Genomic DNA, 24,459 nt, shown 5'->3' on the forward strand with positions numbered 1-24,459 from the left:
GTCCTTGGAGTGGTGAAAAAAGGGAAAGCGGGGCGCGCCGTTCAGGCCACGCGGTGCGGGCGGGCGCGGAGGCGTGGCAGCCAGCCGCCAGGGGCCAGCAGCAGGGAGGTGGCGTAGAGCACGCCAGCGCAGCCGATGATGGTGGGGCCCGAGGGCGTGTCGAGGTGGTAAGACAGCAGCAGCCCGGCCACGCCGGCCAGAGCGGCCTGCGCACTGGCGTTGAGCAACTGCGCAGGCAGGCGGTCGTGCCAGAGGCGCGCGCTCACGGCGGGCAGCATCATCAAACCCACGGCCATCAGCGTGCCCAGGGTCTGAAACCCCGCGACGAGGTTGATCACCACCAGCATCAGAAAGCCCTGCTGCCACAGCCACGCAGGCAGGCCACGGCGGTGCGCGCCCAGAAACACGGGGTCAAAGGTCTCCAGCACCAGGCCGCGGTACATCAGCGCCAGCGCCAGCACGCTCAGCGTGGCCACGCCGGCCACCAGGCGCAGGCCGGCCGTGTCCACGCCCAGTGCGCTGCCAAACAGGATGTGCAGCAGGTCCAGCTGCGTGCCATGGCGTGCCAGCAGCGTGACGCCCAGGGCCAGCGCCACCAGGTAGAGCGCGGCCAGGCTGGCGTCTTCCTGCAGCGGGGTGAAACGGCTGACCGCGCCGGCCACACCCGCCACGAGCAGGCCGGCCAGCGTGCCGCCTATGGCCATGGCCGTGAGTGAGAGGCCGCAGATCATGAAGCCCAGCGCCACGCCGGGCAGGATGGCATGGCTCAGCGCGTCGCCCAGCAGGCTCATGCGCCGCAGCGTGAGGAACACGCCCAGTGGCGCAGCGCTGAGCGCGAGCGCCAGTGTGGCCACCAGTGCGCGGCGCATGAAGGCGAATTCGACAAAGGGGGAGAAGAGGGTGTCCCACAGCGGGCCCAGCAAGCTATCCATTGCAAGCCTCAGACAGTTGTGGCGAGGCGCCGGGCCAGCAGGGTGTCGAAGTCTTCGCCGCCGATCTGGCCATCCACATCGCAGAGGGCCGCGGTTTCGTCCCAGGCCTCGGCCATGGCGCGGGCGCGTTGCAGGTTGGTGTCGGTCAAGACCTCCGCCGTCGCGCCCCAGGCGATGCACTCACGCGCCAGCAGCAGGGTCTGCGGAAAGTGCGCGCGCACCTGTGCGTCGTCGTGCAGCACTGCCACCACGGTGCGGCCCCGGCGATGCCATTGCTGCACCAGCGCCAGCAGGCTGGCGGTGGTTTTGCTGTCCACCGCGTTGAAGGGTTCGTCCAGCAGGATGAGTTGCGCGTCCTGCACCAGCAGGCGCGCAAACAGCGTGCGCTGCAGCTGCCCGCTGGAGAGCGTGCCCACGGGCCGGCGTTCGAAACCTTGCAGGCCCACGGTCTGCAGGGCCGCGTCCACGCGCGCCTGCATGGTCGGCGTGCAGCGCCCCCAGGCGCCCGTGTGTTCCCACAGGCCAGTGAGCACGCAGTCCCGCACATCGAGCGGAAAGCCGCGTTCCAGCGCACTGTGCTGGGGCAGGTAGGCCAGGCGCAGGCCAGGGGCGAGTTCCACGCGGGCCTGCGGCTCCAGCGGCAGCAGGCCGGCCAGGCTTTTTAGCAGGGTGCTCTTGCCGGCGCCATTGGGCCCGATGACGGCGGTGAGCGAGCCCTGAGCAAAGTGGCCGCTCACATGGTGCAGCGCGGGGTGCTGCCGGTAGCTCACGGTCAGGTTGTGCAGGGTAATCGCGGCTGGGGCGGCGGGGGTGGTCATAGCGGTGCGACCTCCAGGCTGGCCCAGGCCACACCCAGCCACAGCAAGGCCAGCAGGGGCGCCACGGCCAGCACCCGCAACCAGGCCGGCCAGGCCAGCACGCTGCCACGCAAAGCCTGTGTAAAGAGGGAAAGAGGAGGGCGCTTCATGGGTAATAATGCAACTCGATTGCAATAAAAGCGTGCAATTTTAACGCAACTTAGTTGCGTTTCATTATTTATTGCAACACAATTGCATTTTTCTGAGGTGCCCATGCCCCCCATTTCCCCGTCCGACGACCCGATTGACGCGCTGCTCTCCGCCCACGGCCTGCGCCGCACGACGGCTGCGCGCCAGGTGCTGGGCTGGCTGCTGGCCCACCCGGACACCAGCTACACCCACGCCCAGCTGCAGGCTGCGCTCGCCGACGATGCCGAGTCCACGCTGGACCGCGTGACGCTGTACCGCCTGATCGATCGGCTCACGCAGGTGGGCCTGCTGCTGTGCCGCGTGGACAGCCAGCGCGTGCGCCGCTACCAGGCCATGCCGACCAGCGTGCACGCCATTCCCCACTTCGAATGCCAGAGCTGCCACCGCGATAGCCCGCTGGCTGGCGCCCTCAAGGCCAATGCCAATGACCTGGAAAAGGCCGCCCAAACCGCGCTGGAAACCCTGGCCGCTCTGGGCTACCAAGGCATGAGCATGGACTTTGCGGTACGCGGGGTATGCGTGGACTGCGCCACCGGCGCGGCCACCCCTGAAGCCGCCGCCGGGCCTGCCGCATGATCCGCACGCAGGGGCTGGCGTACCAATACCCCGGCGCCGAAGCGCTGCTGACCTTCCCCGATGTGGACGTGGCCCAAGGCGCGGTACTGCTGCTCAATGGCCCCTCGGGCTGCGGAAAATCGACCTGGCTGGCCTTGGTGGCGGGGCTGGTGGCACCCACGGCCGGTACGCTGGAGGTAGTGGGGCAACCGCTGCATGCTCTCAAAAACGTAGCTGCTGACGCATGGCGGGCGGGGGCTATCGGCTTTCTTCCCCAGAAGCTGCACCTGAGCGCGGCGCTGAGTGTGCAACACAATCTGGCCATGGCGCAGTGGGCTGCGGGCCAGCCTGAAGATGCGGGTGCCATCCGGGCCGCGCTGCAGGTACTGGGCGTGGCGGAGCTGGCGGGGCGCAAGCCCGCGCAGCTCTCGGGTGGGCAGGCGCAGCGCGTGGCGCTGGCGCGCGCCGTGCTGCTGCAACCACGTGTGCTGCTGGCCGACGAGCCAACGGCCAGCCTGGACGACGAGGCCGCTGCCGATGCTGTGGGCCTGCTGCTGCGCACGGCCCGCACCCAGGGCGCCACGCTGGTGATTGCCACGCACGATGCACGCGTCGCGGCCCTGATTCCGGCAGCCACCAATGGCGAAAAAGGCTCCCAGACCCTGTCGCTATTGCGCAAGCAGCTACAAAAAGAAGAGCAAACCTAGGGGGCAAGCGCATGAAAACCCTGTTGTTGGCCTGGCGCTACCTGTGGTCGCGCCCCTTGGGGGCGGTGCTCAATTTGTTGCTGTTGAGTCTGGGACTGGCCTCTGTCACCTTCCTGCTGCTGGTGGGCGCGCAGCTCTCTCGCGCCTTTGACCGGGACCTAGCCGGCATCGACGTGGTGGTGGGTGCCAAGGGCAGCCCCATGCAGCTCATCCTGGCCGGGGTGCTGCATGTGGACGTGCCGCCCGGCAATGTGCCGCTCAAGGCGGTGAAAGAGCTGGCCAAGAACCCGCTGGTGGCGCAGATCATCCCCATCAGCCTGGGTGACAACCTGCAGGGCTACCGCATCGTCGGCACCTCGCATGCCTACCTGGACCACTACGCCGCCAAGCTGGCACAGGGCCGGGTATGGGAGCCGGGGGTGCCCATGCAGGTGGTACTGGGCGCCACGGTGGCGCGCCAGTTGGGCCTGCAGCTGGGCCAGACCTTTGTGGGCTCGCACGGCCTGGGCACGGGTGGGCACCTGCATGGCGACAACCCCTACACCGTGGTCGGCATCCTCACGCCCAATGGCAGCGTGCTGGACCGCCTCGTCCTGACGGACACGGCCTCCGTCTGGAAGGTGCACGAGGACTACACGGCGGTGGACGACGAGGACCGCCAGATCATGGAAGAGGAGCGCGAGATCACCATGGCGCTCGTCCAGTACAAGACGCCCATGGCGGCGCTGAGCTTCCCGCGCTATGTGAACACCAGCACTGAGATGCAGGCTGCATCCCCCGCAGTGGAAGTCACGCGCCTGTTGCATATGCTGGGTCTGGGCACCGACGTGCTGCGCGCCTTTGCCGGCGTGTTGCTGCTGACCGCAGGCCTGAGCGTGTTCATTGCGCTGTGGAGTGCGGTGCGCGAGCGCCGGGCCGATCTGGCGCTGTTGCGCATGCTGGGCGCGCCGCCGCGCAAGGTAGCCGCGTTGCTGCTGAGCGAGGCGCTGTGGCTGGGCCTGTTGGCTGCTGTGTTGGGCCTGCTGCTGGGGCAGGGTTTTGCCGCGTTGCTGGGCTGGCTGCTGGCGCTGGACAACTCCCTGCTGATTGGCGGCCTGGTCTGGCCGGTGGAGCTGTGGGTCGTGCCGGCGTTGGCGTTGGGTGTCTCTTTGCTCTCCGCCTTGCTTCCTACCTTTGCCGCTTACCGTGTAAGCGTGCTCGAACTCCTGCAATCCCGTTGATTCACCACAGAGGAAATTTATGAAAAAAGCACTCCTGGCCCTCGTATTCCTTGCGCAAGCAGCTACGCTTTCCATAGCAAAAGAGAGCGCCGAAGAAACCAAGCAGGACGTGGCCCGCCACCGCGCCATGGCCGCTGCGCACGAGGCGGCCGCCAAATGCCGCGAGTCCGGCAAGGACGAAGACGTCTGCAACAAGGAACTGCAGGCCGCCTGCAAGGGCCTGGCGATCGGCAAGTTCTGCGGCATGAAGCACGAGCACTGAGGACCGCCACAGGTGGCTGGAATCGGGTGCGACGGTAAAATCACGCCCGTTGTTGGAGACACACCATGAAATCACTGGCCCGCGTGTTCGCCCTGTCCCTCAGCCTTGCGGCTCTGGCGGCAACTGCCCAACTCAGCTCACCCATGGGCGGGGCAGCCATACCGCCCGGCGGCATCCCGCTGGGTAGCGGGCCCGGTGTGCACAGCGCCAACAGCCCGTTTGCCCCGATCAAGGACCGCGCCGATGTGCTGCCCTGGTCGGTGCTCACCACGGTCAAGACCAAGAACGAAAAGAACCGCCTGCTGCCCGTCTTCCCCAGCGATGTGCAGGCCCTCAACAAGAAAACCCAGCGCATCCAGGGCTTCATGATGCCGCTGGAGCCCGGCGAAAAGCAGAAGCACTTTCTGCTGAGCTCGGTGCCGCTGACCTGCGCCTTCTGCGTGCCCGGCGGGCCCGAGAGCATGGTGGAAGTGAAGACCAAGACGCCGGTGAAATACTCGTTGGACGTGGTGGTGGTGGAAGGCCAGTTTGCAGTCCTCAACGACGATCCCTACGGCCTGTATTACCGCGTGACCGACGCGGTGGCGGTCAAGTAAAGAACGGACCGCGCATTGCTCTCGCTGGACCACCCGGTCGTCTCGTCCCTGTTGCCGGTGGTGCTGCTGATCGTGGTGGGCCTCATCACGGGCAAGGCCAAGCTCATCCGCCAGGAGGCGGTGCGCGACCTCTCCAACCTCGTCTTTCTGGTGCTCACCCAGGCGTTGCTGTTTCGCACCATGAGCAGCGTGCACGTGCAGGACTTGGACTTCGCCCCAGTCTCGCTCTATTTCGCCGTAGCCGCCGGCCTGTTTACCGCCATGTTGCTGGTGCAGGGTGCCAGTAGCCGTGCGGCCGTTATCGCGTTGTCAGGCACCTTCAGCAACACCGTGATGATCGGTATTCCGCTGGTGGGGCTAGCGTATGGCAAGGACGCGCTCGTACTGTTGTTCACCCTCATCTCTTTGCATGCGCTGGTGCTGCTGACCTTTGCCACCGTGGTGCTGGAGTTGCTGAGCGCACGCGAGCAAAGCGCGCAAGCGGATGCGCCGCTGCGGCACCCGCTGCAGTCGATTGGCCTGGCGGTGCGCAACGCGGTGGTCCACCCGGTGCCCATGCCCATCATTGCCGGCCTGCTGTACGCCCAAACCGGCTGGGGCCTGCCCGATGTGGTCGACCGCCCGCTGCAGCTGCTGGGCAACGCCTTCGGCCCGGTGGCGCTGGTGCTGGTGGGGGTGACGCTGTCGAATGCCGCCATTGGCCGCAACCTCAAGGGCGCCTTGGCCATTTCATCGGTAAAAACCTTGCTGCACCCCGCGCTGATGGCCCTGGTTGGGTATGCCTGTGGCCTGCGTGGCATGTCGCTCACGGTGCTGGTAGTGGCGGCATCGTTGCCGATTGGGGCGAATGTGTTTTTGTTCTCCCAGCGGTACCAGAAGGCTGAGGATTTGGTGACGGCTAGCGTTGCCGTTTCTACCCTAGTGGCGTTGGTGAGTGTGACTTTGGTGATGACGGTGGTGCCGTTGATTGCCTAGGCTTTGGGGTTGGTGGCACCGTTTTTTAAACACCCACTCCCCCAGCCCCTCGCCCCGTCGGCGAGGGGAGCTTTTAACAGCCATATCTTGTGGTGTCGCGCCGGCTGCCTGACTACTGGGGTGGCGTTGCCGCCATTGCTGCACACCACGGCCCGCGCTTGCGGTTGTGGCTACTTCGGAGAGATCTGTGTGCCAACGCTGGCGGCTACGCCCGCCAGTGGCTCCGCGCCCACATTTCCTCATTCACCACAACTGCTTGCACTGGCCGTGGCATGCCCACCCATTGGCAGCGCTACGTGCGTAGCCCTGTATCCGGCGCGAAGCCCCCAAATCGGCTGTTAAGAGGCTCCCCTCGCCGACGGGGCGAGGGGCTGGGGGAGTGGGTGTTAAAAAGGCGGTGGAGGCCCACCCAAAAACCAGCAGATAGCCTAAGGGGCCAACCGCTCGCGCTTCCACCCACCGTCCGCTTCCAAGGTGTAGCGCAGCCGGTCATGCAACCGACTCCTGCGCCCCTGCCAAAACTGCCAGCTGTCCGGCTTCAAGCGATAGCCTCCCCAATGCGGTGGCCGCGGCGGCTGCAGCAAAAACTGAGCGGCGTACTTGGCTGCATTGGTGACTAGCACGCTGCGCCCGGCAATCACCTCACTTTGGGGCGACGCCCAGGCCCCAATGCGCGAATCCAGCGGGCGGCTGTGGAAGTAGGCGTCGCTCTCATCATTGCTCACCTTTTCCACCACACCCTCGATACGCACCACGCGCTCCAGCTCTACCCAGTGGAACTGCAGGGCTGCGTAGGGGTTGCCGGCCAGTTCATGGCCCTTGCGGCTCTCAAAGTTGGTGTACCAGACGATGCCGCGCGCGTCATAGCCCTTGATCAGCACGATGCGGGTGCTGGGGCGCAGGTCGCTGCCTACGGTGGCCAGGGTCATGGCATTCGGTTCGGGTACTTGGCCGGTGATGGCTTCATTGAGCCACTGGTCAAACTGTTGCAGGGGATCGGCGTGCGAGGCTTTTTCGTCCAGCTCAGCGCGTTCGTAGCTTTTGCGGAGGTCGGCAATGGAGGTCATGCGGCCAGTATAGGCAGGCTCCGATACCATGGGGCGATGCCGTCCTTCTCGTCGCCTTTGCTACCCGATGCCGACCGCCTGCCGGTGGTGCTGGTGCTGGCCTCGGGTCGGGGCGAGCGCTTTCTGGCATCGGGCGGCACTGTGCACAAGCTGCAGGCTGATCTCTGTGGCAAGACCGTGCTGCAGCGCACGCTGGACGCTGTGCAAGCCAGCGGCCTGCGCTGGCACCTGGAGGACGCAGGCCACCCCGGCATGGGCGACAGCATTGCCGCCGCCGTGCGCGCGACGCGCGGTGCTGCGGGCGGCTGGATGGTGTTGCCGGCGGATCTGCCCCTGTTGCAACCGGACACCTTGGTTACCATCGCCCGCGCGCCTCTGGCGGGGGATGTTCTGGTACCGTACTTCGAAAGCCAGCGTGGCCACCCCGTACGCTTTGCGGCCAGCTGTGGGGATGCCCTGGCGGATTTAAAGGGAAATCAAGGTGCAGCCCCCGTGGTATCTGCGCGAGCAGCTATGAAATTGGTAGTGCACGACGCTGGCTGTGTGTTGGATATCGACACCGTGGCCGACCTGGAGCGGGCCCGTGCCGCGTGGAAGAGCAGGCGCTAGGGTTTCGCCGCCGGGCCGCCCCAAGGCGAAACAGCGCCCTTGGGGGGGGGGGGGGGCAGCGACCCGCACAGCGGTGGAGCGTGGGGGCTAGTTCGTACCCGCCTGGTAACTCGGCTTGTGCACAAGTGGGCCTTTCCGAGTTACCATCAGAAGGTGTAATTTAGTTACAAAGGGCACCATGCCAGACACTACCTCTTCCCCCGCATTGCACCCCGTTGTCGAGGCCGTGACCCGCCGCATCCTCGAGCGCAGCGTCTCCACCCGTGCCGCCTACCTGGCGCAACTGGAGTTGGCCGCCAACCGCAAGCCCGGCGCTGACCGCATGGGCTGCGCCAACGTGGCCCACGCCTTTGCCGCGATGCCCGACGCCGACAAGACCCGCGTCACCGGGCTGGACAAATTCAAGATCGTGGAAGAGAAGGGCGCCAACATCGGCATCGTCAACGCCTACAACGACCTGCTCTCAGCCCACGCGCCGCTGCAGCACTACCCCGACCTCATCAAGGTGGAAGCCCGCAAGCACGGCGCCACGGCCCAGGTGGCTGGCGGCGTGCCCGCCATGTGCGATGGTGTGACCCAGGGCACCCCGGGCATGGAGCTGAGCCTGTTCAGCCGCGACGCCATCGCCATGGCCACTGCCGTGTCGCTGAGCCACGATGTGTTTGATGCCGCGCTGATGCTGGGCGTGTGCGACAAGATCGTGCCCGGCCTGCTGATTGGCGCGCTGCACTTTGGCCACCTGCCCACCGTGTTTGTGCCCGCCGGCCCCATGACATCCGGCCTGCCCAACAACGAAAAAGCCAAGGTGCGCGAAAAAGCGGCCCAAGGCCTGGTGGGCCGCCCCGAGCTGCTGGCTGCCGAGAGTGCTGCCTACCATGGCGAAGGCACTTGCACCTTCTACGGCACCGCCAACAGCAACCAGATGCTGCTCGAAGCCATGGGTCTGCATGTGCCCGGCACTGCCTTCATCAACCCCGGCGAAGGCGTGCGCCAGGAGCTGACGCGCGAAGCCGTGCGTACCGTGCTGGGCATCACCAAGTCCAAGCGCTTTGCCCCCATTGGCAAGGTGGTGGACGAGCGCTGCATCGTCAACGCCATGGTGGCCCTGCTGGCCACCGGTGGCTCCACCAACCACCTGATCCACTGGGTGGCCGTGGCCCGCGCCGCTGGCATCGTGATCGACTGGAACGACTTTTCCGCTTTGTCCGATGTGGTGCCGCTGCTGAGCCGCGTGTACCCCAATGGCAGCGCCGATGTGAACCAGTTCCAGGCCGCAGGTGGCCCGGGCTATGTGATCCGCGAGCTGCTGGACGCCGGCTTCATGCACGCCGATGTACTGACCGTGCGCAGCGGTGGCCTGCGCGAGTTCACCGCCATTCCTTCGGCCAAAGCCGACGGCGCCTTGCAATGGACCGACCCCGGCGCCAGCAAGGACGAATCCGTGGTGCGCCCTGCGAGTGCGCCCTTCAGCGCCAGCGGTGGCCTGAAGTTGCTCAAGGGCAACCTGGGTCGCAGCGTGATCAAGGTGTCCGCCGTTCCGGACGACCGCCACATCATCGAAGCACCGTGCCGCGTGTTCGATTCGCAGGACGCGCTGCACAAAGCCTTCAGCGCCAACGAGCTGAACCAGGACGTGGTCTGCGTGGTGCGCTGGCAGGGCCCGCAAGCCAACGGCATGCCCGAGCTGCACAAGCTCACCCCGCCGCTGGCCGTTTTGCAAGGCAAGGGCTTCCGCGTGGCGCTGGTGACCGATGGCCGCATGAGCGGCGCATCGGGCAAGGTGCCCGCCGCCATCCACGTGTCGCCCGAAGCCGCCGCTGGTGGCCCGCTGGCCAAGGTGCGCGATGGCGACGTCATTCGCCTGGATGCCAACGCCGAAACCCTGCAAGTGCTGGTGAGCGATGCCGAATGGGCCGCCCGCCCGCTGGACACCATGCCCGACGAGCTGCGCGCTGCCAATGGCATCGGCATGGGCCGCGAACTGTTTGCCAACTTCCGCCGCAATGCCCTCGCCGCTGAAGAAGGCGCCTGCACTTGGTTTTAAACCAACAATCTATAACGTCGATCTGGAATTTATATGTCTCAAACCCCCGCCTTTACCGCCCTGCAAGTGATGCAGGACGCCCCCGTCATCCCCGTCATCGTGTTGAACGACGTGGCCCATGCCGTGCCCATGGCCCGCGCCCTGGTGGCCGGCGGCGTGCGCATGCTGGAAGTGACGCTGCGCACCCCCCAGGCCCTGGCCTGCATGGAAGCCATCGCCCGTGACGTGCCCGAAGCCGTGGTCGGCGCCGGCACCGTGCGCAGCAAGGCGGATGCCCAAGCCGCCGCCAATGCCGGTGCACGCTTTGCGGTGAGCCCCGGCTACACCAGCGCCGTCGGCCAGGCCTGTCGCGACCTGGGCCTGTCGCTCCTGCCTGGTGTGGCCACTGGCAGCGAAATCATGATGGCGCAGGAAGACGGCTTCACCCAGCTCAAGTTCTTCCCCGCCATGCAAGCCGGCGGCCCCGCCATGCTCAAGGCCTGGAGCGGCCCGTTCTTCGACGTGAAGTTCTGCCCCACCGGCGGCGTGACGCTGCAGAACGCGCCCGAGTTCCTGGCCCTGCCCAACGTGGTCTGCGTTGGCGGCTCCTGGATCGTCCCGGCCGACGCGATGGCAAAGGGCGAGTGGGACAAGATCACCCAGCTGGCCAAGGACACGCAGGCTTTGCGCAAGTAAGCTGCGCAGGTTGATTTAAACGAAAGAGGGCTGCGGCCCTCTTTTTTATTGCGCGAGTAGCTATGAAGTTTGTAGCATCTTCCAAAAGGCAAGGCACGAACTGTCGCAGGGGCTGTGGAGCCGCCTGCGGTTATCTGCCGGCACGGGTATAAATCGGCCATGAAAAACTTGGCTGAGGACCCGACTGCCCCACCTGTGGCATTCGCTGCAGAGAAGGGAGCCTCCACGCTCCCGAAGGTTGCAGAACATGAAGTCGAGTTCACGGCGATTCGCAGCCAGGGGCCCGGTGGCCAGAACGTCAACAAGGTCTCGACCGCCGTGCAGCTGCGCTTCAGCGTGGCTGCGTCGTCCTTGCCCGAGGCGGTGAAAGCGCGTCTTCTGGCGCAGCCGGATCAGCGAGTTTCCAAGGATGGGACGGTGGTTATCAAGGCCCAGTCGGCACGAACGCAGGAGCGCAACAAGGCCGAGGCACTGGCGCGTTTGCAGGCCATGGTCGACGCCGCAGCCATCGTGCGCCCCCCGCGCCGCAAGACCAAGCCGACGCTGGCTTCGAAGAAACGCCGCCTGCAAGCCAAAGCGGGGCGGGGCGATCTCAAGGTGCTGCGGGCGAAAGTTTCTGCCTGAGTGCGCCTGGCCTTGGCGGCGGAGCAAAATGCCGCCAAACGCCACGGCAAGCTTCGCAAGCCAGAGCCTGCTTTTTCCCGCAACGCCAGGAGACCCCATGTCCAAACTTCGCGTAGAAAGTTTCACCATTTCGCTGGACGGCTTTGGTGCCGGTCCTGACCAGGACCTCGCCAACCCGCTCGGCGTGGGCGGTACCGCGCTGCATGGCTGGGCCATGTCGACGCGCACGTTTCAGACCAAGGTGTTTGGCAACGCGGACGGCGGTGCGGCAGGCATTGACGATGACTTCGCCCAGCGCGGCTTCCATAACATGGGCGCCTGGATTCTGGGGCGCAACATGTTTGGCCCGGTGCGTGGGCCCTGGCCGGACGAGAGCTGGCGAGGCTGGTGGGGTGAGAACCCGGTGTACCACGTGCCGGTGTTTGTGCTGACGAACCACGCGCGCCCACCGCTGGTGATGGAGGGCGGAACCACCTTCCATTTCGTGACCGAAGGCCCCGTTGTCGCGCTGGAGCGTGCTCGCGCGGCGGCCGGGGGCAAGGATGTGCGGGTGGGCGGCGGTGTGAATACGATTCAGCAGTATCTGCGCCTGCGACTGATTGACGAGATGCACATCGCCATCTCGCCGGTGTTGCTGGGGGCTGGGGAGCGGCTCTTTGAAGGCATCAACCTGCCGGCCTTGGGTTACGCCTGCACCCGGCACGAGAGTACACCGCTGGCCACGCACATCGTGTTGACGCGGCAGTAATCACGACAACGCAAACCGAAGGAGAAGCGTATGACCCCCAAGAACACGATTTGTATCTGGTACGACGGTGGCGCTCTGGAGGCTGCCGAGTTCTATGCCAAGACCTTCCCCAATAGCGCAGTGGGCGCCGCCCACCATGCGCCGGGCGATTACCCCATGGGCAAGGCGGGCAATGTGCTGACGGTGGAGTTCACCGTGATGGGCATTCCGTGCCTTGGGCTCAATGGCGGGCCGATGTTCAAGCACACCGAGGCGTTCTCGTTCCAGGTGGCGACGGACGACCAGGAGGAGACAGACCGGTTGTGGAACGCCATCGTGGACAACGGCGGGCAGGCAAGCCAGTGCGGCTGGTGCAAGGACAAGTGGGGCCTGTCGTGGCAGATCACGCCGCGTGCTCTGACGGACGCGATGGCCGCCCCGGATCGCGCTGCCGCCAAGCGGGTGTTCGAGGCCATGATGGAAATGGGAAAAATCGACATCGCCAAGATTGAAGCCGCCCGCCGCGGATAAAAGGACACTACATGGAACCTATCGAACAGCGCTCGGACATCCGGAGTTTCTTCATTGCCGCCACGCCGGCACAGGTGTTTGCCGCCATGAGCGACCCCGCGCGCGTGGAACGCTGGTGGGGGCCGGAGGGCTTTCGCAATACCATCCACACCTTCGACTTCCAGCCCGGCGGGCAGTGGCTGCTGACCATGCATGGACCGGACGGCACGGACTACCCGAACGAGAGCCGCTTCACCCGTCTGGTGCCGGGTGCGTTGTTTGAGATCGAGCATTTCAGCGGACACCACTTCTTTCTCACCATCAGCTTGCAGGCCTCAGGCCAGGGTACGCAGGTGCACTGGCAGCAGACCTTTGACACGGTGGAGCACTACGCGCGGATTGCCCAGTTTGTGGCTGGTGCCAATGAACAGAATCTGCAGCGCCTGGCTGCAGAGGTGGTGCACTAAATGGGAATAAAACCAACCCTCTGTGCCATCGCGCTATTCCTGATGTGCAGCTTGGCATGTGCTGCACCCACAGCAGCCCCGGTGCGGGCAGAAATCGATGCCCTGCTGGGCAAACTGCAAGCCAGCGGCTGCCAGTTCAACCGCAATGGCTCTTGGTACAGCGGCGCAGAGGCCAAAGACCATTTGCTGCGCAAGCTCGCGTACTTCGAAGACAAGGGCACCGTGCTAACCACGGAACAGTTCATTGAGCTGGCTGCGTCCAAAAGCAGTTCGTCAGGTAAGGCCTACCAAGTGAAGTGCGGAACGGAAGCTGCCGTGGACAGTGCGCAATGGCTGACCCGGCAGCTCGCCGCCCTTCGCGCCCGTTAAGCTGTCCGCCACCCCATCCACAGCGTCCACACCGCCGTCAGCACCAGCAGCCCGCCCAGCCAGTGGCTGAAGGCGGTCTGGCTGGCGGAGCTGCCACGCAGCCAGATGCGTAGCTGTGCAGCGGCCAGCGCCACACCGCCATACACCGCAATTTGCGCCGCAGCAGTGATGGCACCCAAGGCCACAGACTGTGCGGCGATGTTGCCCAAGTGAGGCCGTATGAACTGCGGAAACACGGCCAGCATGAAGATGTAGGCCTTGGGGTTCATCAGGCAGGTGAGGGCGGCTCGCACAAAGGTTTGATGCAGCGACCGCGAGGGCTGGTCCTGCACCTCCGAAAGCGCCTGCGTATTGCGCAGCAGGCCATAGCCCATCCACGCCACATACAGGCTGCCGGCGAGCAGCAAGACGTTAAAGGCCAGGGGCACATGCTGCAAGAGCAGGCCCACGCCCAGTGCGCCCATGGCGGTGTGCACCATGCCGCCCAGCACAATGCCCGCCACGGCTGCCGTGCCGGAGCGCTTGCCATCCACCAGCGTGCTGGCCAGCACAAAGGCCATGTCCATGCCGGGCAACACCACGATGCCAAAGACCAAAACTGCGTAGAGCCAGAGGTGTTCCATATCCATTCCTTTTTCAGTGTGTGAAGACGGAATGGAGTGTGTATAGCAATAGCTGCCATCGAGTGTCAGCTTTTATGAGTACCATGCAACGATGCGTGCCAGCCGCCTCCTGACCATCCAGATGCTCCTGCAGACCCGCGGGCGCATGAGTGCGCAGGCGCTGGCCGAGGTGTTGGAGGTATCGGTTCGCACGCTATACCGCGATGTGGACCAGCTCACTGCCGCCGGTGTGCCCATCTATGCAGAGCAGGGGCGCAACGGAGGCTTTCAACTGGTGGAGGGCTGGAAGACCACGCTGACGGGCTTTACCGCCTCCGAGTCGCAGGCCGTGTTCATGAGCGGGCTGGCCGGTCCGGCCGCCGAGTTGGGCCTGGGCCAGCAGGTGGTGGATGCGCAGCTCAAGCTCATGAGCGCACTGCCCGCGCACCAGCGCGGCGACGCGCAACGCGTGCAGAGCCGCTTTCATTTGGACCCGGCCGACTGGTACCGTGAAGCCGACCCCGTGCCGCATCTGGCCACGGTATCTGCCGCTGTATGGCAAGACCGGCAGTTGACCCTGCGTTACGACAGCTGGAAGGCCGAGGTGCAGCGCACCGTGCACCCGCTGGGCCTGGTGCTGAAAGCCGGCGTCTGGTACCTGGTGGCCAGCAGTGACGCCAAACCGCGGACCTATCGCATCTCCAACATTCTGGGTGCGGAGCTGCTGGACAGGCCGAGTACGCGGCCCAAGCGCTTTGACCTGCCGGCGTACTGGACCGAATCCATCCAGCGCTTTGAGGCCGGGCTGTACCAGGGCCACGCCGTGGTGCAAGCCACAGCCGGTGGCGTGAAGCAACTGCGCCAGCTCAGCAGCGCCGTAGCCAAGGCCGTGGCGGCGCAGATGCCCCTCGCGCCAGTGGATGGCAAGGTGCGGATCAAGATACCGATTGAAACGCTGGAGAACGCCAGCTACCAGCTGCTGCGCATGGCGCCGGACGTGGAGGCGCTGTCACCTGTGGCCTTGCGCCGGGCCATCGTTCAGCGCTTGCAGGCCATTCAGGCTTGTTACGCTGACGATTCACAGTGAAATTGGCCTCTAGCCCTCGTCAATAGTGCGCGAGAAGCTATTGATTCGATAGCAAATGGCTCAGCGCAGTCCCGCACCTTCCGCAGCTTCCGCCCGTTGGATCAGCTCGATCTTGTAGCCATCTGGGTCCGTCACAAACGCAATCACCGTGGTGCCGCCCTTCACAGGGCCGGCTTCGCGTGTCACATTGCCACCGGCTGCCTTGATCTTCTCGCAGGCAGCGTAGGCGTCGGGCACGCCCAGGGCAATGTGGCCGTAGGCGGTGCCCAGCTCGTAGCTCTCCATGCCCCAGTTGTAAGTCAGCTCGATCTCGGCCTGGCCAGGGTTGCCGCCCGCAAAGCCCAGGAAAGCCAGGCTGTACTTGTATTCCGGGTTCTCGGAGGTGCGCAGCAATTGCATGCCCAGCACGCCAGTGTAGAAATCGATGGAGCGCTGGAGGTTGCCAACGCGCAGCATGGTGTGGAGGAATCGCACGGGAATGTCTTTCGGGAAAGGAAGGGCGAAGCATAGCGCGCCCGCCTTTTCCGTAGCCCTGTCTCGGGTATCAGACGCGCTGAAACACCAGTGTGCCGTTGGTCCCGCCAAAGCCGAAATTGTTTTTGACAGCCACGTCGATCCGCAGGTCCCGTGCGGTGTGGGCGCAGTAGTCCAAGTCGCATTCCTCGTCCGGGTGGTGCAGGTTGATAGTGGGCGGAACCACCTGGTGGTGCAGCGCCAGCACGGTGAACACCGACTCTACCCCGCCCGCGCCGCCCAGCAGGTGGCCGGTCATGGACTTGGTGGAGCTGACGACAAAGCGGTGCGCATGCTCGCCAAACACCTGCTTGATGGCCCGGGTCTCGTTCAGGTCGCCCGGTGGTGTGGAGGTGCCGTGGGCATTGAGGTACTGCACATCTGTGGGGTCGAGCTGGGCGTCGCGCAGTGCGGCGCGCATGGAGCGGCTGGGGCCGGCCACATTGGGCAGGGTGATGTGGTGGGCGTCGCTGGACATGCCAAAGCCTGTCAGTTCCGCGTAGATGCGCGCGCCGCGGCGCTTGGCGTGTTCGTAGTCCTCCAGCACCAGTACGCCCGCGCCTTCACCCAGCACAAATCCATCGCGGTCCTTGTCCCAGGGGCGGGACGCTGCGGCGGGGTCATCATTGCGGGTGGACAAGGCCTTGGCAGATGCAAAACCGCCCACGCCCAGCGGCGTGATCTGTCCCTCGGTGCTGCCGGCGACCATGGCGTCTGCATCGCCGAACGCGATCATGCGCGCGGCTTCGCCAATGCAATGCAGGCCCGTGGTGCAGGCGGTGGCAATGGCCAGGTTGGGGCCGGTGAAGCCGTAGCGGATGGACACATGGCCCGAGATCATATTGATGATGGACGCCGGCACGAAGAAGGGCGAGATGCGCCGCGCCCCGCGCTCCAGATACTCCTGGTGCGTTTCTTCGATGACAGGCAGGCCGCCAATGCCCGAGCCAATGAGGGTGCCTATGCGTTCGGCTTCTTCTTCCTTCAGTGCGTCACCCGTGCACAGTCCGGCGTCTTCCACCGCCTGCACAGCCGCCGCCAGACCGTAGTGAATGAAGCGGTCCATATGGCGGGCTTCCTTGGCCGAGAGGTAGGGCTCGGTGCTGAAGTTCTTTACTTCGCCCGCGAAGCGGGTGCTCAGGGCGGAGGCGTCAAAGCGCGTGATGGGCGCAATGCCGGAGCGGCCCGCAGTCAAGTTGGCCCATGCCTCAGCCACGGTGTTGCCCACCGGGCTGACTACGCCCAGGCCAGTGACGACAACGCGGCGACGTTCTACCAGGCGGCTCATCGCGCGCCCTCGCTCTTGCCGGCGGCAGTGGGCAGCTTGAGGTCAAACACCAGGCAGGTGGTGGTGGCATGGGCGTAGAGCGTGCCGTCGGGGCCGACGATGCGGGCCTCGGCCGTGGCCAGCTGGCGGCCGCAGTGGATGACGCGGCCTTCGGCGCGCACGCGCGCTGTCTTGGTGGGGTGGATGGCCTTGACCAGGTTCACACCCAGCTCGGCCGTGGTGTAGCCGCGCCCGGGCGGCATCAGCGTGTGGACTGCGCAGCCCAGGGCCGAGTCCAGCATGGTGGCGTACCAGCCGCCGTGGATGCCACCCATGGGGTTGAGGTGGGCCGGGCCGGGGCTGCCCTGGAACACGGCGCGGCCTTCGCCCACTTCGATGATGGTGAAGTCCAGCGTCTTGGCAATGGCGGCGTAAGGCAGCTCCCCGCGCAGCATGGCCTGCAGCAGCTCCATGCCACTCAGGTGCGCCACCTGCTCGGGGCGGGCTACGCCGGGGCCGGGACCTGCGTTGAGGCGCTCCAGCACGGCGGCTTCTTCGGCCAGCCAGGCTTCAAGGGAGGAGGGCGTGGTGTTGGCAGTGTTCATGGCTAGGTCGGCATCAGGGTGATTGAAAATCATATTGTTGCATATACAACTGATGTAGCTACAATAATTGGCATGAAAACCCTTGTCAAGCCAGCCGAGCCGGTGGACATCCTCAAACCGCAGGGCTGCACCAACCTCAAGTTGCGCCAGCTCATGCGGCGCGTGGCCCAACATTACGACGCCGAGGTCGGCAAGACCGGCCTCAAGGGCACGCAATACTCGCTGCTGTCCCATGTCGTCAAGCTAGGGCCCATCCGTGCGGTGGATCTGGCCGCGGTGATGCGGGTAAGCACCTCAACGCTGTCGCGCAACCTGCAGCCGCTCATCGCCGCGGGCTGGATCGAGGTCAACCCGGGTGAGGACGCGCGCAGCCGCCTCATCAGCGCTACCGAAGCCGGCCAGACCAAACGCACCGAGGCGCAGCGCAAATGGCGCATCGCGCAAGAAGGCATCAACGCCACGCTGGGCGCCGAGCGCGTGGTGGCATTGCATGCCCTGATTGACGAATCCCTCGAACTACTCTCTCCGTTGGAAGCTGAAGATGACGAATCCTGAAACCCAAAACCATTCACCCCGGACGTGGGCTGTGTGGATTGTTCTGCTGGCCGCGGCTGGCACCTTTGCCCTGACCATGGGCACGCGCCAGACCATGGGCCTGTTCCTGAGTTCGCTCAACACGGCTACGGGCCTGGGCGTGGGCAGCATCAGCCTGGCCTTTGCGTTTGGCCAGCTCTGGTGGGGGCTGACGCAACCCTTCGCCGGTGCCTTTGCCGACCGTGTGGGCGCAGGCCGCGTGCTGCTGCTGGGTGTGGCGCTGGTGGCCCTGGGCACTTTCATCACGCCCTTTATGACAACGACGGTCGGACTGATCTTTGCCATTGGTGTGTTGGCTGCCGGTGGCGCCGGCATGGCCGGTCCTGCCGTGCTGATGGCCGCGACCACACGCCTGTTGCCGGCCAACAAGCGCGGCATGGCCACGGGCATCGTCAACGCGGGCGGTTCTTTCGGCCAATTCATCATGGCGCCCATCGCCGGCGCGTTGATGGTCAGCGTGGGCTGGGGCAATGCCATGCAGGTCATGGCGGGCTTGGTGTTGATCGCGCTGCCCGCAGCCTTCTTTCTGAAGGGCAACAACGTGCAGGTGGCAGCGCCTGGTGCCAAGACCATGACTACGGGTGAAGCGGTGCGCCTGGCGCTGCGCACGCCCAGCTTCCTGCTGTTGGCAGCGGGCTTCTTTGTGTGCGGCTTCCACGTGGCGTTTCTGGCCACGCATTTGCCGGGTGTGGTGGCCGCGTGTGGCCTGCCTACGCAGTGGGGCGCTTGGGCGCTGGGCATTCTGGGCCTGTTCAACATCGTGGGCAGCATTGCCATGGGCTGGGCCGTGGGGCGTTGGCGCATGAAGTCGCTGCTCTCGCTGGTCTACAGCGTGCGTGCGCTGGCCGTGCTGGTGTTTCTGCTGGCACCCAAGACCGGCCCCGTGGTGCTGGTGTTTGCCGCGGTCATGGGTGTGAGCTTCCTGTCCACCGTGCCGCCCACGGCGGGCCTCGTCGCCAAGTTCTTTGGCACGGCGCATATGGCCACCTTGTTTGGCCTGGTGATGCTGACGCACCAGATCGGTGGATTCCTGGGAGCCTTTCTGGGCGGCAAGATTTTCGATGCCACCGGCAGCTACAACTGGGTCTGGTATATCGACATCGTGCTGGCCGTGGGCGCGGCACTGATTCACCTGCCGATCAAGGAAGCCAAGCTGGCGCCCCAGCCCGCCTGAGTGGAGCAAAGCTTGGGGAATAATGGCCAGCATTGTTCCCCAACCGACCACCCCACACCATGGCCACTTTCACCAAAGTCATTCTGTTCACCGACACCGACGGGTTTGCCAAATTCCGTGAGGAAAGCATTCCCCTGGACGGCGGCACACCGCAGTCCATGCTGTCCGAGGTGTTTGCATCTGGGGGCTACCAGCTGCGCACCAGCCCGGTGGGTTTTCGCAGCCAGTTCCATTGCTCGGGCCACACGCAGTGGTGTTTCATCCTGCAGGGGCAGATGGAGATCGGTGTGCACGGCGAGTCGCGCATCTTCAAGGCCGGTGAGCACTTCTATTCCGCCGACTTGCTGCCCGAAGGCGCCACGTTTGACCCCGCCATCCACGGCCACTGGAGCCAGCAGGTGGGCGACCAGCCGCTGGTGACCCTGTTCGTGCGCGGGTAAGCGTGTCGAACTAAACGCGGCTGGCTGCGCCCTGTAGCTGGCCGGAGAGGATGCGCCGCACGCCGGGCTGCCCGGTCTTCACCGCCTGAATGAGGCCGGCAGCGACGTCCGTCACCTGAATGGAGCGGTAGTTCGCCGGAATCAGCGGCCCCAGCCAGCGCGACACCTTCAGCGCCCAGATCTCGCCATTGCGTACTGGCTGGTCCAGCGAGGCGCGGTTACCCGCCAGCATGGACGGCTGCGCGATGGAGACACTGGCGTAGCCAAGGGAGGACACCGCAGCCTCCATCTCGCCCTTGGTTCGGTTGTAGAAAATGCCGGAGTTGGCATCCGCGCCCATGGCGCTTACAACTCCTAATTTGCTAGCGCCTCGCGCAATGGCTGCGCGGGCTACAGCCATAACAGCCTCATAGTCGATTGCGCGGAAGGCCTCCTGGCCGCCGGCCACCTTGATGGTGGTGCCCAGACAAATAAAAACATCGTCGGTCCGCGGCAGCTCGGGGAGCGCCGCGAAGTCGACGATGTGTTGGGTCAGCTTGGGGTGGGTGAGGGGCAGCGTGCGCCGCCCCAGACTGTGTACCGCGCTGTATTGCTTATCGGCTAGAAGATCCGCCAGAACCTCGCGGCCCACGAGACCCGTTGCCCCCGCCACCATAGCCACCCGAGCGGCCACCGCCGCCGTAGCCTCCGCCACCACCGTATCCGCCGCCATTGCCGCCTCCGTTGCGGTTGCCACCGCCAAAGTTACGGCGTCCGCCGCGTCCGGCCATCATATCGACGCTGGTGCGCATGGGGTCAGGCTGACCACCGCCGCCCGCTGCGGGGCGGGGCGTCCGGCCCTCATGGGTAAAGCCGGCTGGCGGTTGGAACTCGGAATTGCCACCGCCCGAGCGTCCACGGCCCTGGCCACCTTGGGGGCGTGCGCCTTGCGGGCGGGGCTGCTGCTCGCTGCGGGGACCACGTCCACCGCCATTGCCACCACCGTTACCGCCACGGTTTCCACCGTTGCCGCCATTGCCGCCGCCGGAGCGGGCGCCCTGGCTGGCCTTGCTGTCGCGCACGCGCTGCAGCATCTCGGTACGTGCGGCCTTTGCAGCTGCCTGCATCACGTCGCGGCTCGGGGGCTTGCCTGCGCCACCCCAGATGGTCTGGCGGCCCATGGCGATGGGCTCTGCCTTTTCACCGGGTTCGGGCTGGAAGCCTTCCACCACTTTCACTTCGATCTTCTGCTTGGTGAAGCGCTCGATGTCCTGCATGAAGCCTTCTTCATCCAGGCACACCAGGTTGACCGCAGCACCTTCGGCGCCAGCGCGGCCGGTACGACCGATGCGGTGCACATAGTCTTCGCAGACGTTGGGGATTTCGTAGTTCACCACGTGCGGCAGGTCGTCGATGTCAATACCGCGTGCGGCAATGTCGGTCGCCACCAGTGCGCGCACATCGCCGCTCTTGAAGCCGGACAAGGCCTGGGTACGGGCGGCCTGGCTCTTGTTGCCGTGCAGGGCCATGGCGGTGATGCCGTTCTTCTCAAGGAACTCGGCCACGTTGTTGGCGCCGAACTTGGTGCGCGTGAAGACCAGCACCTGGCTCCAGTTCTGCTCGTTGATGATGTGCGCCAGCAGTGCTTTCTTCTTGCCGCGGCCGACAGGGTGAATCACCTGGGTGATGCGCTGCACCGTGGTGTTGCGGGGGGTGACCTGCACGCTTTGCGGGTTCTTGAGCAGGCCATTGGCCAGCTCGCGGATTTCGTCACTGAAGGTGGCGGAGAACAGCAGGCTCTGTTTCTCCTTGGGCACCAGGGCCAGCACCTTCTTCACGTCGTGGATGAAGCCCATGTCCAGCATGCGGTCGGCTTCGTCCAGCACCAGTATCTGTACCTGGCCCAAGTCCAGCATGCCTTGCTGCGACAGGTCCAGCAGGCGGCCGGGAGTGGCCACCAGGATGTCCACGCCCTTCTTGACCTTGGCGATTTGCGGGTTCATGCCCACACCGCCGAAGATGACGGTGGAGCTCAGTTGCAGGTACTGGCCGTATTGGCGTACCGACTCTTCGACCTGGGCGGCGAGTTCGCGGGTGGGGGTCAGCACCAGGGCGCGGATGCCGGTGCCGCCAAACTTGTTCTGGGCGCTGCGGCTCATGGAGAGGCGGTGCAGCAGGGGCAGGGTGAATGCAGCGGTCTTGCCGGTGCCGGTCTGGGCGCCGCCCAGCAGGTCGTGCCCTTCAAGCACGAGTGGGATGGCCTGGGCCTGGATGGCAGTGGGGGTCTCGTAACCCTGTTCGCGCACGGCTTTCAGGATGGCGGGTGCCAGTTTCAATTCGTCAAAATTCATGGGATAGATGCGTCCGTCCGGGACGCTTGGGAATCGGCCGTTCTGCAGGCATGTGGCCAGCAGTCAGTCAAAGGCAGATGGATTCAAAATGCGGGGCGCCAGGGATCTGGACCCCCCAGCAAGGTGCTGGGTTTGCGGGCTACTGAAGTCCCGCAACGGGGCGTATTGTCGCATGTCTTGGACACGGGGCCTTTTTGGGGGGTAACAAACTGTCTTGTGGCTGGCATCCGCGCCCGGCCCGGTGGAGAATGGGCGACCATGAAGAAATACCTGTTGCGGCGCCTGGGCGTTGCCCACGATCCGGGGACTAGCAAGCCTTCTTTGCAGGCCTGCATCGAGGCCGTGCTGGAACAGGCGGACGCCCTGGTTGAGGACTTGGTAACCGGCCTGGAGCTCGCTACCTCGGAGGAGCGCAACAAGGGTCTGCACGCACGCATGAACCCGCAGCGTCGCACGGTGGTGGAGGGCTTGGTTGCGCAGAAGGCGCAGCTCCAGCAGGTGTTCTCCGCCACACTGCGCGCAGCGGTCTATGGTGGCGAATCCCGGCGCAAGCCCAGTCCCGCCAAGGTGCGGTTTGACGATTTCCAGTTTCTCGAAGAAGAGCAGATCGACGCCAACATCGAACTGGCGATGACGGAACATGAGGTGATGCTGGCGGTGGAGTCGGTGTTGCCGGCACTCAACGGTCTGGTCAGCAGCCTGCTGGGGTTCAGTAGTGTGCAGCCGCAGTTGAACCCGCTGCGGCCCGAGAACTTTGTCCACGCTTTGCGCGAATCGTTTACGCAATGCATTCCGACGGACGAGGCCCGCGCCAGCGTCATGGGGCCGGCCGCGAGTCTGCTGGGTAGCGCCCTGGCCCAGCTGTACCGTGAAGTGGTGGACTGGATGCGCTCGCAAGGCGTGGAGTCTGTGGCCGGCACCACGGGTGTCGGCGCTTTCGGCGGGGCCAACAAGGCGACCGGCAATTCCGTGACGCGTACTTTGCTCACCTTTGACAAGCTGCGCCGTTTGCTCTCCGGTGAGCTCGATCCCCGTGGCGGAGCCCCGGGCGGGCAGGATTTCAGCCATACCGTGCCTGCGTCGCTCGAAGCGCTGGAGGACATGAAGCTGGTCGAGCCCATGATGAAGCGCCTTACCGACAGGGCCCGCAAAGCCGCCCCGGTGCTGGCGCCGGGCAAGGTGGGCGGCGAGGCGGCACGCGCAGCGCGCGAGACCGTGCGTAGCAAGGCCCTGGGGCGCCAGCTGGGCGAAGAGGTGGTGCGGCTCATGCTGGACAACCTGATGCAAGACAGCCGCATGCTGGCCCCCATACGCCACAACCTCAAGGTGCTGGAGCCAGTATTGCTGCGGTTGTCCTACACGGACCCGCGCTTTTTCAGTGACAAAAAGCACCCGGCCCGCCAGTTCCTCGATAAGTTCACTAACCGCAGTCTGGCGTTCACCTCGGAAGGGGAAGAGGGCTACGCCCGTTTCCAGAAGACGCTGGACAACGCCGTACAGGTGCTGGTGGGGGGCGAGGGCGATGCCAATGCCTTTGCCCGCTTGCTGCGCAAGCTCGAAGAAGGGTGGACGCAGGACGAAGCCCAGCACCGCCAGCGTGCCGAAGAGGCGGCGCGTGCGCTGCTGCATGCCGAGCAGCGCAACATGCTGGCCCAGCGCCTCACGGTGGATTTCATGGAGCGCGTGGGCAACAAGCGCGTGCCCGAACTGGTGGTCAACTTCCTGCGCGGCCCCTGGGCCCAGGTGGTAGCCGAGTCCCAACTGCGCGGAACCGACGGCACCCAGGACGCCGATGGCTATCTGGCCTTGGTGGACGACCTGATCTGGAGCGTGCAGCTGCGCCTGACCCGGCGCCACCGGGCCCGCCTGGTGGACATGGTGCCGCAGATGCTGGTCAAGCTGCGCCAGGGGCTGCAGCGCATCGACTACCCCGAAGACCGCATTCCGCCATTTTTTGACGGACTCATCAGCATCCATGAGCTGGCCTTTGAGGCCGGGCGCGGTGTGTCGCAGGAGTCCGGCGTTCCAGCCGATGTTGCGACCGAGGCGGGGCCTGTGCTGGAGGCCTTGCCCGACGACGGCTTCTGGATGGCCGACGAAGAGGCGGCCGATTCGGGCTTTATGCACGAGCATGCCGAGTTGCCGCCGCCCGTGTCCGGGGCACCCGAGGTGGCAATGCCCCCGGTGCGAGAGGATTGGACGGCCGAGAGCCTGGGTACTGGCTCATGGGTGAATCTGGCGCTCGATGGTGTCTTGGTGCGGGCGCAGCTCACCTGGGCTAGCCCGCACCGTACCTTGTTCATGTTTACGTCGGCTGGCGGGGCTGCGCACTCCATGTCGCGCCGCACCATGGATCGCCTGCGCAGCATGGGCCTGATCCAGCTGGTGTCGGACGGCCATGTGATGGACAACGCACTGGATGCCGTCGCCCAGGCCGCATTGCGCAACGACCTGGAAAAAGGCGCGGATCCGGTCTGAAACCCGGCTTGCGGGCGGATTTT

Annotated in this window: 29 protein-coding genes; 19 read left to right on the forward strand and 10 right to left on the reverse strand. The window is 65.2% G+C overall.

Annotation, left to right across the window (positions count from 1 at the left end):
• Positions 1 to 41 precede the first annotated feature (41 nt).
• From AC1RNN_RS18255 to AC1RNN_RS18265, 3 genes are read right to left on the reverse strand one after another with little or no spacing between them, the layout of a single operon-like run.
• Positions 42 to 932 (reverse strand): metal ABC transporter permease, encoded by an 891-nt coding sequence (locus AC1RNN_RS18255; protein WP_493090779.1) that lies wholly within the window; start codon positions 930 to 932, stop codon positions 42 to 44.
• Between the two features lie 8 nt (positions 933 to 940).
• Entirely contained in the window at positions 941 to 1,750 is an 810-nt protein-coding gene (locus tag AC1RNN_RS18260; RefSeq protein WP_493090778.1) for a metal ABC transporter ATP-binding protein, read from the reverse strand.
• On the reverse strand, positions 1,747 to 1,899 hold the full coding sequence (locus tag AC1RNN_RS18265) for a hypothetical protein (RefSeq protein WP_493090776.1): 153 nt from the start codon (positions 1,897 to 1,899) through the stop codon (positions 1,747 to 1,749). The genes AC1RNN_RS18260 and AC1RNN_RS18265 overlap by 4 nt, the downstream gene beginning before the upstream one ends.
• 103 nt (positions 1,900 to 2,002) lie before the next feature.
• Here AC1RNN_RS18265 and AC1RNN_RS18270 point away from each other — a divergent pair, with 103 nt between their 5' ends.
• The 6 genes from AC1RNN_RS18270 to AC1RNN_RS18295 all read left to right on the forward strand — a co-directional run bounded on the left by AC1RNN_RS18270 (position 2,003) and on the right by AC1RNN_RS18295 (position 6,254).
• The gene (locus AC1RNN_RS18270) at positions 2,003 to 2,515 is read left to right on the forward strand and encodes a Fur family transcriptional regulator (protein WP_493090775.1); all 513 of its coding nucleotides are present in this window, start codon (positions 2,003 to 2,005) and stop codon (positions 2,513 to 2,515) included.
• Positions 2,512 to 3,201, forward strand: coding sequence for an ABC transporter ATP-binding protein (locus AC1RNN_RS18275; protein ID WP_493090773.1), 690 nt, complete (start codon positions 2,512 to 2,514; stop codon positions 3,199 to 3,201). The genes AC1RNN_RS18270 and AC1RNN_RS18275 overlap by 4 nt, the downstream gene beginning before the upstream one ends.
• 11 nt (positions 3,202 to 3,212) lie before the next feature.
• Complete coding sequence (locus tag AC1RNN_RS18280; protein WP_493090771.1) at positions 3,213 to 4,421, forward strand: ABC transporter permease; 1,209 nt, start codon at positions 3,213 to 3,215, stop codon at positions 4,419 to 4,421.
• Between the two features lie 19 nt (positions 4,422 to 4,440).
• Complete coding sequence (locus AC1RNN_RS18285; protein ID WP_493090770.1) at positions 4,441 to 4,683, forward strand: hypothetical protein; 243 nt, start codon at positions 4,441 to 4,443, stop codon at positions 4,681 to 4,683.
• Between the two features lie 65 nt (positions 4,684 to 4,748).
• The gene (locus tag AC1RNN_RS18290; protein ID WP_493090768.1) at positions 4,749 to 5,279 is read left to right on the forward strand and encodes a DUF3299 domain-containing protein; all 531 of its coding nucleotides are present in this window, start codon (positions 4,749 to 4,751) and stop codon (positions 5,277 to 5,279) included.
• Between the two features lie 24 nt (positions 5,280 to 5,303).
• A complete protein-coding gene (locus AC1RNN_RS18295) occupies positions 5,304 to 6,254 on the forward strand; it encodes an AEC family transporter (RefSeq protein WP_493090895.1) in 951 nt (316 codons plus the stop codon).
• A gap of 428 nt (positions 6,255 to 6,682) precedes the next feature.
• Here the strand turns inward: AC1RNN_RS18295 and pdxH are convergent, their stop codons facing one another.
• Positions 6,683 to 7,321, reverse strand: coding sequence for a pyridoxamine 5'-phosphate oxidase (gene pdxH, locus AC1RNN_RS18300; protein ID WP_493090766.1), 639 nt, complete (start codon positions 7,319 to 7,321; stop codon positions 6,683 to 6,685).
• Positions 7,322 to 7,357: 36 nt separating this feature from the next.
• Between pdxH and AC1RNN_RS18305 the strand changes: the two genes are divergently transcribed.
• The 8 genes from AC1RNN_RS18305 (at position 7,358) to AC1RNN_RS18340 (ending at position 13,346) form a co-directional block, all read left to right on the forward strand.
• On the forward strand, positions 7,358 to 7,930 hold the full coding sequence (locus tag AC1RNN_RS18305) for a nucleotidyltransferase family protein (RefSeq protein WP_493090764.1): 573 nt from the start codon (positions 7,358 to 7,360) through the stop codon (positions 7,928 to 7,930).
• 178 nt (positions 7,931 to 8,108) lie between these two features.
• Positions 8,109 to 9,974, forward strand: coding sequence for a phosphogluconate dehydratase (gene edd, locus AC1RNN_RS18310; RefSeq protein WP_493090763.1), 1,866 nt, complete (start codon positions 8,109 to 8,111; stop codon positions 9,972 to 9,974).
• A 33-nt stretch (positions 9,975 to 10,007) separates the two neighbouring features.
• Positions 10,008 to 10,649: a bifunctional 4-hydroxy-2-oxoglutarate aldolase/2-dehydro-3-deoxy-phosphogluconate aldolase gene (gene eda, locus AC1RNN_RS18315; RefSeq protein WP_493090762.1), complete on the forward strand. Its 642-nt coding sequence runs from the start codon at positions 10,008 to 10,010 to the stop codon at positions 10,647 to 10,649.
• Positions 10,650 to 10,808: 159 nt separating this feature from the next.
• Entirely contained in the window at positions 10,809 to 11,273 is a 465-nt protein-coding gene (gene arfB / locus AC1RNN_RS18320; protein WP_493090761.1) for an alternative ribosome rescue aminoacyl-tRNA hydrolase ArfB, read from the forward strand.
• Positions 11,274 to 11,370: 97 nt separating this feature from the next.
• Entirely contained in the window at positions 11,371 to 12,021 is a 651-nt protein-coding gene (locus AC1RNN_RS18325) for a dihydrofolate reductase family protein (RefSeq protein ID WP_493090759.1), read from the forward strand.
• Between the two features lie 30 nt (positions 12,022 to 12,051).
• Positions 12,052 to 12,531, forward strand: coding sequence for a VOC family protein (locus AC1RNN_RS18330; protein ID WP_493090758.1), 480 nt, complete (start codon positions 12,052 to 12,054; stop codon positions 12,529 to 12,531).
• Positions 12,532 to 12,542: 11 nt separating this feature from the next.
• Positions 12,543 to 12,977 (forward strand): SRPBCC domain-containing protein, encoded by a 435-nt coding sequence (locus tag AC1RNN_RS18335; RefSeq protein ID WP_493090757.1) that lies wholly within the window; start codon positions 12,543 to 12,545, stop codon positions 12,975 to 12,977.
• An 81-nt stretch (positions 12,978 to 13,058) separates the two neighbouring features.
• Positions 13,059 to 13,346, forward strand: coding sequence for a DUF5329 family protein (locus tag AC1RNN_RS18340; RefSeq protein WP_493090756.1), 288 nt, complete (start codon positions 13,059 to 13,061; stop codon positions 13,344 to 13,346).
• Here AC1RNN_RS18340 and AC1RNN_RS18345 read toward each other — a convergent pair.
• Positions 13,343 to 13,969 (reverse strand): LysE family translocator, encoded by a 627-nt coding sequence (locus tag AC1RNN_RS18345; protein ID WP_493090754.1) that lies wholly within the window; start codon positions 13,967 to 13,969, stop codon positions 13,343 to 13,345. The two genes, AC1RNN_RS18340 and AC1RNN_RS18345, sit on opposite strands and share 4 nt — an antisense overlap.
• Positions 13,970 to 14,060: 91 nt before the next feature.
• Here AC1RNN_RS18345 and AC1RNN_RS18350 point away from each other — a divergent pair, with 91 nt between their 5' ends.
• Entirely contained in the window at positions 14,061 to 15,035 is a 975-nt protein-coding gene (locus AC1RNN_RS18350) for a helix-turn-helix transcriptional regulator (RefSeq protein WP_493090752.1), read from the forward strand.
• 60 nt (positions 15,036 to 15,095) lie between these two features.
• Here the strand turns inward: AC1RNN_RS18350 and gloA are convergent, their stop codons facing one another.
• From gloA to AC1RNN_RS18365, 3 genes are all read right to left on the reverse strand, one after another.
• Complete coding sequence (gene gloA, locus AC1RNN_RS18355) at positions 15,096 to 15,509, reverse strand: lactoylglutathione lyase (protein WP_493090751.1); 414 nt, start codon at positions 15,507 to 15,509, stop codon at positions 15,096 to 15,098.
• A gap of 70 nt (positions 15,510 to 15,579) precedes the next feature.
• Positions 15,580 to 16,836: a beta-ketoacyl-ACP synthase II gene (gene fabF / locus AC1RNN_RS18360; RefSeq protein ID WP_493090750.1), complete on the reverse strand. Its 1,257-nt coding sequence runs from the start codon at positions 16,834 to 16,836 to the stop codon at positions 15,580 to 15,582.
• Positions 16,833 to 17,420 (reverse strand): PaaI family thioesterase, encoded by a 588-nt coding sequence (locus AC1RNN_RS18365; protein ID WP_493090749.1) that lies wholly within the window; start codon positions 17,418 to 17,420, stop codon positions 16,833 to 16,835. Before AC1RNN_RS18365 ends, fabF begins: the two co-directional genes overlap by 4 nt.
• Positions 17,421 to 17,492: 72 nt before the next feature.
• Between AC1RNN_RS18365 and AC1RNN_RS18370 the strand changes: the two genes are divergently transcribed.
• The 3 genes from AC1RNN_RS18370 to AC1RNN_RS18380 are packed head-to-tail and all read left to right on the forward strand — an operon-like array spanning position 17,493 to position 19,628.
• Positions 17,493 to 17,975 (forward strand): MarR family winged helix-turn-helix transcriptional regulator, encoded by a 483-nt coding sequence (locus tag AC1RNN_RS18370; RefSeq protein ID WP_493090747.1) that lies wholly within the window; start codon positions 17,493 to 17,495, stop codon positions 17,973 to 17,975.
• Positions 17,962 to 19,188 (forward strand): MFS transporter, encoded by a 1,227-nt coding sequence (locus tag AC1RNN_RS18375; RefSeq protein WP_493090745.1) that lies wholly within the window; start codon positions 17,962 to 17,964, stop codon positions 19,186 to 19,188. Before AC1RNN_RS18370 ends, AC1RNN_RS18375 begins: the two co-directional genes overlap by 14 nt.
• A gap of 59 nt (positions 19,189 to 19,247) precedes the next feature.
• A complete protein-coding gene (locus tag AC1RNN_RS18380) occupies positions 19,248 to 19,628 on the forward strand; it encodes a cupin domain-containing protein (RefSeq protein ID WP_493090744.1) in 381 nt (126 codons plus the stop codon).
• A 10-nt stretch (positions 19,629 to 19,638) separates the two neighbouring features.
• Here the strand turns inward: AC1RNN_RS18380 and AC1RNN_RS18385 are convergent, their stop codons facing one another.
• The gene (locus AC1RNN_RS18385) at positions 19,639 to 20,259 is read right to left on the reverse strand and encodes a Rossmann-fold NAD(P)-binding domain-containing protein (protein WP_493090743.1); all 621 of its coding nucleotides are present in this window, start codon (positions 20,257 to 20,259) and stop codon (positions 19,639 to 19,641) included.
• On the reverse strand, positions 20,222 to 21,958 hold the full coding sequence (locus AC1RNN_RS18390) for a DEAD/DEAH box helicase (RefSeq protein WP_493090742.1): 1,737 nt from the start codon (positions 21,956 to 21,958) through the stop codon (positions 20,222 to 20,224). Before AC1RNN_RS18390 ends, AC1RNN_RS18385 begins: the two co-directional genes overlap by 38 nt.
• Positions 21,959 to 22,216: 258 nt before the next feature.
• Here AC1RNN_RS18390 and AC1RNN_RS18395 point away from each other — a divergent pair, with 258 nt between their 5' ends.
• Entirely contained in the window at positions 22,217 to 24,436 is a 2,220-nt protein-coding gene (locus AC1RNN_RS18395; RefSeq protein WP_493090741.1) for a DUF1631 family protein, read from the forward strand.
• The last annotated feature ends 23 nt before the right edge of the window (positions 24,437 to 24,459 follow it).

It is taken from the genome of Rhodoferax sp. GW822-FHT02D07, from assembly GCF_058802405.1.

Excerpts from the sequence above, each read along its gene's own strand:
- AC1RNN_RS18265 (WP_493090776.1), bottom strand. The coding sequence starts at position 1,899 with ATGAAGCGCCCTCCTCTTTCCCTCTTTACACAGGCTTTGCGTGGCAGC.
- AC1RNN_RS18280 (WP_493090771.1), top strand. The coding sequence starts at position 3,213 with ATGAAAACCCTGTTGTTGGCCTGGCGCTACCTGTGGTCGCGCCCCTTG.
- AC1RNN_RS18370 (WP_493090747.1), top strand. The coding sequence starts at position 17,493 with ATGAAAACCCTTGTCAAGCCAGCCGAGCCGGTGGACATCCTCAAACCG.
- AC1RNN_RS18350 (WP_493090752.1), top strand. The coding sequence starts at position 14,061 with ATGCGTGCCAGCCGCCTCCTGACCATCCAGATGCTCCTGCAGACCCGC.
- AC1RNN_RS18365 (WP_493090749.1), bottom strand. The coding sequence starts at position 17,420 with ATGAACACTGCCAACACCACGCCCTCCTCCCTTGAAGCCTGGCTGGCC.
- AC1RNN_RS18375 (WP_493090745.1), top strand. The coding sequence starts at position 17,962 with ATGACGAATCCTGAAACCCAAAACCATTCACCCCGGACGTGGGCTGTG.
- AC1RNN_RS18260 (WP_493090778.1), bottom strand. The coding sequence starts at position 1,750 with ATGACCACCCCCGCCGCCCCAGCCGCGATTACCCTGCACAACCTGACC.
- AC1RNN_RS18390 (WP_493090742.1), bottom strand. The coding sequence starts at position 21,958 with ATGAATTTTGACGAATTGAAACTGGCACCCGCCATCCTGAAAGCCGTG.
- AC1RNN_RS18345 (WP_493090754.1), bottom strand. The coding sequence starts at position 13,969 with ATGGAACACCTCTGGCTCTACGCAGTTTTGGTCTTTGGCATCGTGGTG.
- eda (WP_493090762.1), top strand. The coding sequence starts at position 10,008 with ATGTCTCAAACCCCCGCCTTTACCGCCCTGCAAGTGATGCAGGACGCC.
- fabF (WP_493090750.1), bottom strand. The coding sequence starts at position 16,836 with ATGAGCCGCCTGGTAGAACGTCGCCGCGTTGTCGTCACTGGCCTGGGC.
- AC1RNN_RS18270 (WP_493090775.1), top strand. The coding sequence starts at position 2,003 with ATGCCCCCCATTTCCCCGTCCGACGACCCGATTGACGCGCTGCTCTCC.
- pdxH (WP_493090766.1), bottom strand. The coding sequence starts at position 7,321 with ATGACCTCCATTGCCGACCTCCGCAAAAGCTACGAACGCGCTGAGCTG.
- AC1RNN_RS18395 (WP_493090741.1), top strand. The coding sequence starts at position 22,217 with ATGAAGAAATACCTGTTGCGGCGCCTGGGCGTTGCCCACGATCCGGGG.
- AC1RNN_RS18330 (WP_493090758.1), top strand. The coding sequence starts at position 12,052 with ATGACCCCCAAGAACACGATTTGTATCTGGTACGACGGTGGCGCTCTG.
- arfB (WP_493090761.1), top strand. The coding sequence starts at position 10,809 with ATGAAAAACTTGGCTGAGGACCCGACTGCCCCACCTGTGGCATTCGCT.
- AC1RNN_RS18255 (WP_493090779.1), bottom strand. The coding sequence starts at position 932 with ATGGATAGCTTGCTGGGCCCGCTGTGGGACACCCTCTTCTCCCCCTTT.
- edd (WP_493090763.1), top strand. The coding sequence starts at position 8,109 with ATGCCAGACACTACCTCTTCCCCCGCATTGCACCCCGTTGTCGAGGCC.
- AC1RNN_RS18325 (WP_493090759.1), top strand. The coding sequence starts at position 11,371 with ATGTCCAAACTTCGCGTAGAAAGTTTCACCATTTCGCTGGACGGCTTT.
- AC1RNN_RS18380 (WP_493090744.1), top strand. The coding sequence starts at position 19,248 with ATGGCCACTTTCACCAAAGTCATTCTGTTCACCGACACCGACGGGTTT.
- AC1RNN_RS18305 (WP_493090764.1), top strand. The coding sequence starts at position 7,358 with ATGCCGTCCTTCTCGTCGCCTTTGCTACCCGATGCCGACCGCCTGCCG.
- AC1RNN_RS18290 (WP_493090768.1), top strand. The coding sequence starts at position 4,749 with ATGAAATCACTGGCCCGCGTGTTCGCCCTGTCCCTCAGCCTTGCGGCT.
- AC1RNN_RS18275 (WP_493090773.1), top strand. The coding sequence starts at position 2,512 with ATGATCCGCACGCAGGGGCTGGCGTACCAATACCCCGGCGCCGAAGCG.
- AC1RNN_RS18285 (WP_493090770.1), top strand. The coding sequence starts at position 4,441 with ATGAAAAAAGCACTCCTGGCCCTCGTATTCCTTGCGCAAGCAGCTACG.
- AC1RNN_RS18335 (WP_493090757.1), top strand. The coding sequence starts at position 12,543 with ATGGAACCTATCGAACAGCGCTCGGACATCCGGAGTTTCTTCATTGCC.